Genomic DNA, 11,614 nt, shown 5'->3' on the forward strand with positions numbered 1-11,614 from the left:
CGCGCCCCCGCCCGCCGACGTCGCCCGGCACGGCGAACTCGTCCTCCCCGGTCCCGGCGTCGACGCGGACGCCGCCTACGTCATCTACACCTCCGGGTCCACCGGCACCCCCAACGGCGTCGTCGTCGCCCACGACTCCCTCGCCCACTTCACGGCCGGCGTCATCCCCGCCTACGGCATCGGTCCCGACGACCGGGTCCTCCAGTTCAGCCCGCTGCACTTCGACGCCAGCGTCCAGGAGGTCTTCAGCGCCCTCGGCGCGGGCGCCACCCTGGTGCTGCGCACCGACGACATGCTGGACGTCGGCGAGTTCCTCACCGGATGCGCCCGCCACGGCGTCACCCTGGTGGACCTGCCCGCCGCCTACTGGCACGAGCTGGTCCACGTGCTGTCCACCGGCTCCGCGCGGCTGCCCGGCTGCCTGCGCCTGGTGGGCACCTTCGGCGAGGCCGCCCTGCCGGAACGGGTCGCCCAGTGGCGCGACCTGACCGGCGGCCGGGTCCGCCTCCTCAACAGCTACGGGCCCACCGAGGCGACGGTCGCCGCCACCGTCGCCGACCTCACCGACCACGACGGCGGCCCCGTCCCCATCGGCCGTCCCCTGCCCGGGGTCCGCGCCGCCGTCGTCGACGGCGAACTGTGGCTGCTCGGCGGCGGACTGACCCGCGGCTACCTCGGCCGCCCCGAGCTGAACGCCCGCCGTTTCACCACGCTGGACGGGGAGCGCGCCTACCGCACGGGTGACCTGGTCACGGTCGGGGACGACGGGCAGATCCTCTACCACGGCCGCGTCGACGACGAGGTGAAGATCGGTGGGCAGCGCATCGACCCCGCCGCCGTCGACTCCGTCCTCGCCGGCCACCCCGCGGTCCGGGAGGCGGCGGTCGTCGCCCGGCAGGAGGCCGACGGCGTCAAACGGCTCGTCGCCTTCGTCGTGACCGACGGCGGCGCGGGCGCCGGCGAGCTGCGCGACTGGGTGCGCGAGCGCATGCCGGCCGCCGCCGTCCCGGCCGCCGTGGCCGTCGTCGTCGCCCTGCCCCGCACCAGCTCCGGCAAGATCGACCGCAAGGCGCTGCGCGCCACCGACCCGCGGCTGCCGGTCGTCCACGAGGAGCCGCTGTCCCCCGAGGACCGGGTGCCCCTGTCGCACGCCCAGCGGCGGCTGTGGCTGGTCGACCAGCTCGACGGCCCGTCCGCCGCGTACAACATGCCGATCGTCCTCGAACTGGACGGCCGGCCCGACCCGGCCGCGCTGGCCGCCGCCGTCACCGACCTCGCCGAGCGGCACGAGGTGCTGCGCACCGTGTTCCTCACCCCGGACGAGGAGCCGTACCAGCACGTGCTGGCCCCCTCCGTGGTCCGGCTGCGCACCGTGGAGTGCCCGGCCGGTGACCTCCCCGCCCGGGTGGCCCGGTTCACCGCCGAGAGCTTCGACCTCTCCCGCGACCTCCCGCTGCGCGTCGCCCTGTTCCTGCCGCAGGACGGCCCCGGCGCGACCCTCGCCGTGCTCCTGCACCACGTCGCGGGCGACGGCTGGTCCCTCGCCCCGCTGATGACCGACCTGGCCCGTGCCTACGCCGACCGGGCCCGGGACCGCGCCCCCGGCTGGGAGCCGCTGCCCGTCCAGTACGCCGACTACACCCTGTGGCAGAACGACGTCCTCGGCGACCCCGGGGACCCGGACTCCGCCGTCTCCCGGGGCCTGGCCCACTGGCGGGCCGCCCTGGACGGGCTGCCCGCGGTGACCGGCCTGCCCCTCGACCGCCCCCGCCCCGCCGTTCCCGGCCGGCGGGGCGCCCTGGTCACCGCCGACGTCGACGCCGCCACGCACGCCCGCCTCGCCCGGCTGGCCGCCGACCACGACGCCAGTCTCCTGATGGTGCTGCAGGCCGCCCTCGCCCTCGTCCTGCGCGCGGCGGGCGCCGGCGAGCGCGTCGCCCTGGGCACCCCGGTCGCCGGACGCGACGACGAGGCCCTCGACTCCCTCGTCGGATTCTTCGTCAACACCCTGGTGCTGCCCACCGACACCTCCGGCGACCCGACCTTCGCCGAACTCCTCGAACGGGTCCGCGACGCCGACCTCGCCGCCTTCGCCCACCAGCGGGTGCCCTTCGACCTGCTCGTCGAGCACCTCAACCCGCCCCGCGTCCCGGGCGTCCACCCCCTGTTCCAGGTGATGCTCACCCTCGCGCCCGCCGCGCCCGCCGACACCTCCTTCTCCCTCGGCCCGGTCCCCGGCCGCTTCGCCGGCGACGGCCCGGCCACCACCCCCTTCGACCTGACCGCCGCCTGCGTGGAGCACCGCGGGCCGGACGGCGCCCCCGCCGGGCTGCGCATCGGCCTGGAGTACGCGCACGACGTCCTCGACGAGGACACCGTCCGCCTGCTGCTCACCGCCTTCGAACGCGCCCTGCGCGCCGCCGCCGGTCACCCCGCCGCCCGCCCGGACGACGGCGAGCTGATCGCCCCCGCCGACCGCCGCGCCCTGGACGAACGCCGCGAGCGCACCGCCGCGGCGGCCACCGCGGCCGCCGTTGCGGACGCGGCGGGCCCGGCGGGCGCGGACCCGGACGACGGCGGGGAGCCGCCCGCCGGGCACGTCGCCGTCCTGCGGGAACTGTTCGCCGAGATCCTCGGCCTCGAGGACGTGGGCCCGCACGAGGGCTTCTTCACCATCGGCGGACACTCCATGAGCGGCGTCCGCCTCGCCAACCGGATCCGCGCCCGCCTCGGCGCCGACGTCCGCGTCCGCGACCTGCTGCTCGCCCCCTCCCCCGACGCCCTCGCCCGCCGCATCGCCGCCACCGCCGGCCCGCGGTCCGGCGGGACCCCCGCCGGGGGGTCCCGTCCCCGGCCGGTCCCCCGCGCGCACCGCCCCGAACGCCTCCCGCTGTCCTCCGCACAGCGCCGGCTGTGGTTCGTGGACGTCGCGGAAGGCCCCGGCGCCGCCTACGACATCCCCCTCGTCCTGCGCCCCGCCGAACCGCTCGACGCCGGCGTCCTGGAACGGGCCCTCGCCGACCTGACCGACCGGCACGAGGTGCTGCGCACCGTCTACCGGTCGGCGGACGGCGAACCCCACCAGGAGGTCCTGCCCGCCGCCCGCCCCGGCCTCGTCCGGCGGAAGGCGGCCCCGGGCCGGCTCGCCGCCGCGGTCGCCGAGGCCGCGGGACACGTCTTCGACCTGGCCCACGAGATCCCGCTGAAGGCCTGGCTGATCGAGGAGGACGACGGCGGACAGCTCCTGGTCCTGGTGGTCCATCACATCGCCGCCGACGGCTGGTCCGTCGGCCCCCTCCTCGACGACCTCGCCGCCGCCTACCGCGCCCGCGCCGAGGGCCGCGCCCCCGGCTGGGAGCCGCTGCCCCTCCAGTACGCCGACTACGCCCTCTGGCAGCACGCACTCGTCTCCGACGGGGCGGCCGTCCGGCGCCACCTGGAGTTCTGGGAGCGGAACCTGGCCGGGGCCCCGCCGGTGCTGGAGCTGCCGGCCGCCCGGCCCCGCCCCGCCGAGCCCTCCCACCGGGGCGGCCATGCCCCGATCGTCCTCGACGCCGCCGCCCACCGGGCCCTGGACGAGCTGGCACGGCGCACCGGAGCCACCCTGTTCATGGTGCTGCAGGCCGCGCTCGCCGCCCTCCTCACCCGGCACGGCGCGGGCACCGACCTGCCGCTCGCCACCATGACCGCCGGACGCGACGACGAGGACCTCGCCGGCCTCGTCGGGTTCTTCGTCAACACCCTGGTGCTGCGCACCGACACCTCCGGCGACCCCACCTTCGCCGAGCTCCTGGAGCGGGTCCGGCAAGCCGACCTGGCCGCCTACGCGCACCAGGACCTGCCCTTCGACCGCGTCGTGGAACACCTCAACCCGGACCGCTCCGCCGCCCGTCACCCGCTGGCCCAGATCGTCGTCCAGCTCCACCAGGACGACGCCCCGGGCGGCCCGGCGGCCGGCGGCGGGCAGGGACTGTTCCGGGACGCCGAGCCGGGACTGCTGTCCACCACGTCCACCAAGTTCGACCTGACCTTCGCCCTGACCGAGCGGCGCGACGCGCAGGGCCGTCCCCTCGGCCTGGCCGGCGGCCTGGAGTACGCCGCCGACCTGTTCGACGACGCGACCGCCGCCGTGCTCGCCGCCCACCTCGGACGGATCCTGCGCGCCGCGGCCGCCGACCCCGGCATCCGCGTCGCCGACGTCCCGCTGCTCACCGACGCCGACCGGTTCCGGCTGGCCGAGCACAACGACACCGCCACCACCGGCCGCTCCCCGGGCACGGTGCACGAACTGATCGCCCGTCATGCCCGGACCGCCCCGGACGCCCCCGCCCTGATCGCCGGTGACGAGGAGGTCACCCGCCGGGAGCTCGACGCGCGGGCCGCCGCCCTGGCCGCCCGCCTGCGCGCCGCCGGGGTGCGCCGCGGCGACACCGTCGGCGTGCTGCTGGAACGCGGCGTGCCCCTGGTGGTCACCGCGCTCGCCGTCCTGCGCTGCGGCGCCGCCTACCTCCCGCTGGACCCGCGGCTGCCCGCCGCCCGGCTCCGGCTGATGCTCGAGGACGGCGCGGCCCGGCTCGTCGCCACCGACACCGCCCACGCCGCCGCCATGCCGGGCGCCGACGCGGCCGGCGCCTGGCGGGTGCTGGCCGTGGACGCCCCCGCCGGCGCGGACCCGGCCCCCGGGCCCGCCGGGACGTCCGCGGACGCCTCGGGGGCGACCGGCGACGACCTGGTGTACGTGATGTTCACCTCCGGCTCGACCGGCCGGCCCAAGGGCGTGGGCGTGACCCACCGCAACGTGCTCGAACTGGCCGCCGACCGCGACGTCGCCGCCGGCGCGCCGCACCGGATGCTGGTCCACTCGGCGACCGGGTTCGACGCCTCGGTCTTCGAGATCTGGGTGCCGCTCCTCCACGGCGGCAGCCTGGTCGTCATGCCCGGCGACGGCACCGACCTCGCCGAGACCGCCCGGGCCGTCCGCGAGCACGGCGCCACCGCCGCCTACTTCACCGCGGGCCTGTTCCACCTCATGGCCGAGGAGGGCCTGGACACCCTCCGGCTGCTGAACGAGGTCTGGACCGGCGGCGACGTCGTCTCCCCGGCGGCGCTCCAGCGGGTCCTCACCCACTGCCCGGACACCGTCCTGGTCCACTCCTACGGACCCACCGAGACCACCTTCGCCTCCCACAACCAGTGGTTCGGCCCGGCACAGCGCACCCTGCGCGGCGCCGGCGTCCACCTCGGCCACCCGATGGACAACACCCGCGGCCACGTCCTCGACGAGGCGCTGCGCCCCGTCCCGCCGGGCGTGCCGGGCGAGCTGTACATCGCCGGCGCGCACGTCGCCCGCGGTTACGTCGGCCGGCCCGGCCTGACCGCGGAACGGTTCGTCCCCGACCCGTTCGAGACCGACGGCAGCCGCATGTACCGCACCGGGGACCGGGTGATGTGGACGCCCGCCGGCGAACTGCGCTTCCTGGGGCGCGCGGACGGCCAGGTCAAGCTGCGGGGCGTGCGCGTGGAACCCGGGGAGGTGGAGCAGGCGCTGGCCGGCCGTCCCGGGGTCGGGCAGGCGCTCGCCGTCGTCCGCGAGGACCGGCCCGGCGAGAAGACCCTCGTCGGCTACGTCGTGCCGCGCGCCGGACACACCGTCACCGGGGCCGGACTGCTCGCCCAGGTCCGCCGGACGCTCCCCGACCACCTGGTGCCGTCCGCCGTCGTCGTCCTCGACGCCCTGCCGCTGACCGCCAACGGCAAACCGGACCGCGCGGCGCTGCCCGCCCCGCACCGGGCCCCCGCGGCCGAGGGCCGGCGGCCCCGCAACGCCCGCGAGGAGGTGCTGTGCGGCCTGTTCGCCGAGGTCCTCGGCGTCGGGCGGGTCGGCATCGACGACAACTTCTTCACCCTGGGCGGTCATTCGCTGCTCGGCGTCCGCCTGGTCAGCCGGATGCGCAGCGTCCTGGGCGTCGAGCGCACCGTCCGCGACCTGTTCCGGCAGCCCACCCCGGCCGGGCTGCTCGGCGCGGACGACGACGGCACGGCCGGCGCGCTGGGCGTGCTGCTGCCCCTGAGCACCCGCGGCGCCCGCCGCCCGCTGTTCTGCGTCCACCCCGGCACCGGCGTCGGCTGGTCCTACGCGGGTCTCGCCCGGCACCTGGGCGACGACCAGCCGCTGTACGCGCTGCAGGCCCGCGCGCTGAGCGAGCCGGGACACCGGCCGCGCAGCGTGGAGGAGATGGCCGACGACTACCTGGAGCGGATCCGGCAGGTGCAGCCCTGGGGCCCCTACCGGCTGCTCGGCTGGTCCTTCGGCGGGATCGTCGCCCACGCCATGGCGGTGCGGCTGCGCGAGGCGGGCGAACGCGTCGAACTCCTCGCGCTGATGGACGCCCACCTGACGGGGCCCGGCAGCGTGTCCGTGCTGCCGGACGAGCCGACCGGCGCGGAAGGGGCGGCGCCGGGCGGCGAGGACCCGGCCGCGGCGAGGGAGCGGATCGCCCGTGAGGACCCGGTGCTGGCCGGCTTCTCCGCTGCGGAGCTGGATTCCGTGCTGCACGCCTCGAGGACCCACGCGGATCTCATGGCGCGGTACGTCCCGGGCGTCGCCGACGCGGACCTGACGTTCTTCACGGCCCGCAGGCCCGGGGAACCGGAGGGCGCCCTGGCCGCCACGTGGATTCCCTGCGCCGAAGGCGTCGTCGACAACCACACCGTGGAATCCGAACACCTCCGCATGACCGAACCGGAACCCCTCTCGCACATCGGAAGAATCATTTCGGAGAAACTCTCCGCCCTGGAGAAGAAAGAATCGAGGAGCCAGTCATGAGCGATTCCGTCAACCCGTTCGACAATTCCGAGGGAACCTTCCACGTCGTCGTGAACGACGAGGGGCAGCACTCCCTGTGGCCCGCCTTCGCGGACGTGCCGGCCGGCTGGACCGGCGTCTGGGGCCCGGGGAACCGGGAGGAGGCCTTGGAGTACGTCACCGCCCACTGGACCGACATCCGCCCGCGCAGCCTCGTCGCCCAGTACACCTGAACCCGCCGGCGGGCCCGGACCCGCCGGTACGCCTGAACACGGAGGAAGCGCCGTGCCCCGCAGCTCCCGCGGGACACGGCGCTTCTCCCTTTTCCCGGTCCACCGCTTCCCCCATTTCCTCGCGCGAGGAAAGGCGTGCGGGAAACTGCCGGTCGCTGCTGCCGCCGCCACTTCCCCTCCCGCATTCCGGGGAAATCTATTATCTGAGGCATGAAGATACTTCTGGGCGGAACCGCTTCGGATTCCCACACCTGGAATCTCGTGTACCTCCAGCTCTTCCTCGGCGAGCTGGGCCACGAGGTCGTCGGGCTCGGCCCCTGCGTGGACGCCGAGGAGCTGGCCGACGCCTGCCGGCGGCACGCTCCCGACGCGGTGGTGCTCAGCAGCGTCAACGGGCACGGCTACCGCGACGGCCTCGCCGCCGTCCGCCGGCTGCGCGCCGAGCCCGCCCTCGCCGCCCTGCCGGTGGTGATCGGCGGCAAGCTGGGCGTCGCCGGCCGCCCGCAGGAGACGGAGGCGGCCCGCCTGCTGGAGGCCGGCTGCGACGCGGTCCTCGGCGACGGCGACCTGGACGCCCTGCGCGACTTCCTCGCCGTCCGCGTCCGCGGCGGGGTGCCGGCATGACCGCCCGCCGCGCCTCCTTCGGCGCCTTCGTCGCCGCCTCCGCGGACGCCGGCCGGCTCGTCGTCCAGCCCCGGATGGGGTTCGCGGACCCCCGCCGGATGCGGGCCGGCCTGGAGAGGACGCGGGCCGCCACCGCCACCACCGCGGGCACCCTCACCGTCGACAGCTACACCCGCGTCGGCGACCTGGCCGCCGCCCGCGCCGCGGTCGCCGACGGGGCCCGCCTCAACGGCTACCCGATCGCCACCCACCCGGCCGCCGTCACCCGCGCCCTGCTCGAAGGGCTGCTCGACGACGGCTTCCCCGTCCAGGTCCGGCACGGTTCCGCCCGGCCCGAGGCCATCGTCCGCGCGCTCACCGCGGCCGGCCTGGACGCCACCGAGGGGGGCCCCGTCTCCTACTGCCTGCCCTACGGACGCACCCCCCTGCGCCGGTCCGTCGCCGCGTGGGCCCGCGCCTGCGAGCTGCTGGCCGGCACCGCCCGCCCGGGCGCCGTCCCGCACGTGGAGAGCTTCGGCGGCTGCCTGCTCGGCCAGTTGTGCCCGCCCGGCCTGCTCGTCGCCCTGAGCGTCCTCGAGTGCCTGTTCTTCGTCCAGCACGGGATCCGCAGCGTCTCCCTCAGCTACGCCCAGCAGACCCACCCCGGCCAGGACGAGGAGGCGGTCCGCGCGCTGCGCCGGCTCGCCGCGGAGTTCCTGCCCGCCGGCGTCGACCACCACGTCGTCCTCTACACCTACATGGGCGTCTACCCGCGCACCCCGCACGGGGCGACCCGCCTCCTGGAAGCCTCCGCCCGCCTCGCCGTGCGCTCCGGGGCCGGCCGGCTGATCGTCAAGACCACCGCCGAGGCCCACCGCATCCCCACCGTGGAGGAGAACGTCCGCGCCCTGGAGACCGCCGCCGCGGCCGCCGCGCTCGCCGGGGCCCCCGCGGCCCCGGCCGGCCCCGACGGCGACGGCGGCGAGGTGCTCGAGGAGGCCCGGACCCTGGTCGAGACCGTCCTGGACCTGGATGCGGACCTGTCCCGCTCCCTGCCCGCCGCCTTCGAACGCGGCCTGCTGGACGTCCCGTTCTGCCTCCACCCCGACAACCCCGGCCGCTCCCGCGGCCTGGTCGACCCCGCCGGCCGGCTCCGCTGGGCCGCCACCGGCGCCATGCCGATCCGCGCCGACACCACGGTGGCCGCCCCCCTCACCGCCGACGGCCTCCTCGCCGCCCTCCACCACGTCGCCCGCCGCTACGACCTCCCGCACCCGGGCCCCGAGGACGGCCACGGCCGTCCACCGGCCGCCCGCCCCGCCGTCCGGCCGGCCCCGTCCTTCGGCCCGGCCCCGGCCTCGTCCCCGACCTAGCCCTCGCACCGGCCCTCGCCCCTCGGTCCCGCCCTCGCCCTTGTTCTCGTCCTCGTCCTCGTGAAGGAGTCCCGTCATGGACCGCACCGCCCGCACCGACGGACCGGGCACACCGCCCCCGCTCGGCGAACACCTCCGCTCACCCCGGCTGCGCGCCGCCATGCTCGTCCAGCAGGAAGCCCTCCAGGCCGCCCGTGACTTCCTGCGCGGCGAGGACTTCACCGAACTGCTGCCCCCGCTCGTCGGACCGGTCACCGACCCCGGGGGCCGCGGCGCCAAGGCCCTGGACGTCGACTACTACGGCCACCCCTACAAGCTGATGACCAGCGCCATCCTCTACAAGCAGGCGTCGCTGCGCGGCTTCCCCAAGCTCTTCTACATCGCCCCCAACGTCCGCGTGGAGCCCGAGGAGACCGCCACCACCGGCCGCCACCTCGTCGAGTTCCACCAGATCGACGTGGAGATCGCCGGCGCGACCCGCGAGGACGCCCAGGAGATCGCCGCCGGCCTGCTCACCCACGTCGCCGAGCACGTCTGGACCGCCGTCCCCGGCCTGCTGACCGAACTCGGCCGCAGGGAGGAGGACTTCGCCGACATCCGCGGCGGCAAGTACGACGTCCGCACCCACGAGGAGGCCGTGCGCCACCTCCTCGCCGCGGGCCACCCGCAGAACCCCGACGGCGAGATCGACTGGACCGGTGAACGCCTGCTGTCCCTGGAGAGCGACCGCGCCTTCTTCGTCAACGACTACCCCAAGGGGTCCCGCGGCTTCTACGACCGCGAGGACCCGGACAACCCCGGCGTCCTGCGCAACTTCGACCTGATCGCCCCCCACGGCTACGGCGAGCTCGTCTCCGGCAGCGAACGCGAGGCCGACTACGCCACCATCGTCACCCGCATGCGGGAGAGCGGGGAGAACCCCGCCAAGTACGCCTGGTACCTCGAGGAGGCCCGCGACGGCATCCCGGCCAGCGCCGGATTCGGCATGGGACTGCAGCGCCTGGTCCGCTTCCTCACCGGCCTGGACGCCCTCTGGCAGGTCAGCGCCTACCCCAAGCTCCCCGGGGCGGTGGCCCCGTGAGCGCCCTCACCGCACCCGGCTTCCCCGAGGAGCGGGTCCGCGCCCGCGCCCGCCGCGGCGCCGCCGAGGTCTTCCCCGACCCCGCCGCCTACGGCGCCCGCCTCTTCGGCCCCTCCCCGGCCGCCGCCCCGCCGCAGGACGACCTCGACCGGGCACGCGTCGTCCCGCCCGTCTTCATGCCCCAGCGGCTCGAGAAACTCATCGACCTCGCCCGCGAACCCGAGTTCGGCGACGTCGACCTCACCACCCGCGCCGGCGGCCTCACCGCCCGGCTCCCCCTGTACCTGTCCGCCTTCGGCTCCACCCGGGCCGGCAGCGGCGACCTCGCCCTCCACGCGAGCCGGCAGGCCGCCCGACTCGGCATCCCCATGGTCATCGGGGAGAACATGATCCCCGTCCACGGCTACCGCCGCGCCGACGGCGCCACCCGCTCCGCGCTCCTCGCCCGCGTCGAGGCCTATCTGGAGGCCGCGCCCGAGGGAACCGGCGGGGTGGTCGTCCAGCAGTCCACCGAGGACGCCGACTCCGAGGTCTGGAACCTCCTCTACAGCGACCCCGCCACCCGCCCCCTCCTGGAGACCGGCCGCCTCGCCTTCGAACTGAAGACCGGCCAGGGCGCCAAACCCGGCCTCGGCGGCATGACCGTCGTCGGACGCGAGGAGGCCGCGCGGCTCGCCCGCCGCTTCACCGTCCAGGAGGCCTTCGGCCCCGGCGCCGACCACCGGCTGCGCTGCGCCACCCCCGGCACCTTCACCGACGAGATCCTCCGCCAGCAGCTCCGCTTCATGCGCAACAACTTCCCCAAGGCCCGCACCTGGGTGAAGTTCCACCCGGGCCGCGACATCGCGCACGCGGCCCGCACCGCCTGGGCCGCCGGCGCCGACGCCGTCACCGTCGACGGCGCCGAGGGCGGCACCGGCTGGGCCCCCGGCGTCTTCCTCGACCAGGTGGGCCTGCCCCTCGCCGAGTGCCTGCGCCGCATCGGCCGCCCCGGCGGATGCCTCCTCGCCAGCGGCGGCATGTGGGAAGGCGGCCGCGTCCTGCGCGCCCTCGCCCTCGGCGCCACCGCCGTCGGACTCGGCCGCGCCGCCCTGATCGCCGTCGACGAGGACCCCGAGCACGGGCTCGAGCGCCTCGCCGACAGCATCGCCCTCGAACTGCGGCTGCTGGTCAGCGCACTCGGCAAGTACGCCGTCACCGGCCTGGACCCCGACGACCTGTGGTGGCCCGGCGACCCCGCCGCGACCGCCGCCCGGGCGCACCCGGCCGACGCCACGACCGGGGCACCGGGAGGCACACCGTGACCCGGCACCGCCGCCGCGGAACCGTCCACGTCCGCTTCTCCGTCCACGAGACCCCCGGCGTCACCGTCACCGCGTCCCCGCGCACCGCCACGGGCACCGGCGCCCTCGCCGCCGCGGCCCGCGGCACCGCGCAACGGGCCCTCGCCCAGGCCGGCCGCGGCCACATCGGAGGCCGCCTCGAACTGCGCGCCCCGGCGCAGGCCGCGCCCGGCCCC

Annotated in this window: 6 protein-coding genes and 1 pseudogene; all 7 read left to right on the plus strand. The window is 76.4% G+C overall.

All coding sequences use genetic code 11. From position 1 onward, the window contains the following. Positions 1–6,826, plus strand: a 6,826-nt coding sequence (locus A2U95_RS20785) for a non-ribosomal peptide synthetase (protein WP_166025544.1), incomplete at its 5' end; no start/stop codon positions are given. Next, positions 6,823–7,038 carry an MbtH family protein gene (locus tag A2U95_RS20790; protein WP_166025546.1) on the plus strand — a complete coding sequence of 72 codons (216 nt, stop codon included), beginning with the start codon at positions 6,823–6,825 and terminating at the stop codon, positions 7,036–7,038. The genes A2U95_RS20785 and A2U95_RS20790, both read left to right, overlap by 4 nt. Before the next feature lie 210 nt (positions 7,039–7,248). Then, positions 7,249–7,662, plus strand: a complete 414-nt coding sequence (locus tag A2U95_RS20795) for a cobalamin B12-binding domain-containing protein (protein WP_166025548.1) — start codon at positions 7,249–7,251, stop codon at positions 7,660–7,662. Next, a complete protein-coding gene (locus A2U95_RS20800) occupies positions 7,659–9,014 on the plus strand; it encodes a methylaspartate mutase (protein ID WP_166025550.1) in 1,356 nt (451 codons plus the stop codon). The genes A2U95_RS20795 and A2U95_RS20800 overlap by 4 nt, the downstream gene beginning before the upstream one ends. Positions 9,015–9,090: 76 nt before the next feature. After that, a complete protein-coding gene (locus A2U95_RS20805) occupies positions 9,091–10,095 on the plus strand; it encodes an asparagine synthetase A (RefSeq protein ID WP_166025552.1) in 1,005 nt (334 codons plus the stop codon). Beyond that, complete coding sequence (locus A2U95_RS20810) at positions 10,092–11,399, plus strand: glutamate synthase-related protein (RefSeq protein WP_166025554.1); 1,308 nt, start codon at positions 10,092–10,094, stop codon at positions 11,397–11,399. Before A2U95_RS20805 ends, A2U95_RS20810 begins: the two co-directional genes overlap by 4 nt. Continuing rightward, positions 11,396–11,614 (plus strand): annotated as a pseudogene (locus A2U95_RS20815) (hypothetical protein); the annotation flags it as partial. The gene A2U95_RS20810 and the pseudogene A2U95_RS20815, both read left to right, overlap by 4 nt.

The sequence above is a fragment of the Streptomyces chilikensis genome (genome assembly GCF_001642695.1).
GTDB lineage: Bacteria > Actinomycetota > Actinomycetes > Streptomycetales > Streptomycetaceae > Streptomyces > Streptomyces chilikensis.

Bases quoted from the DNA above. Each gene is read 5' to 3' on its own strand.
- A2U95_RS20790 (WP_166025546.1), top strand. From the start codon at position 6,823: ATGAGCGATTCCGTCAACCCGTTCGACAATTCCGAGGGAACCTTCCAC.
- A2U95_RS20795 (WP_166025548.1), top strand. From the start codon at position 7,249: ATGAAGATACTTCTGGGCGGAACCGCTTCGGATTCCCACACCTGGAAT.
- A2U95_RS20800 (WP_166025550.1), top strand. From the start codon at position 7,659: ATGACCGCCCGCCGCGCCTCCTTCGGCGCCTTCGTCGCCGCCTCCGCG.
- A2U95_RS20805 (WP_166025552.1), top strand. From the start codon at position 9,091: ATGGACCGCACCGCCCGCACCGACGGACCGGGCACACCGCCCCCGCTC.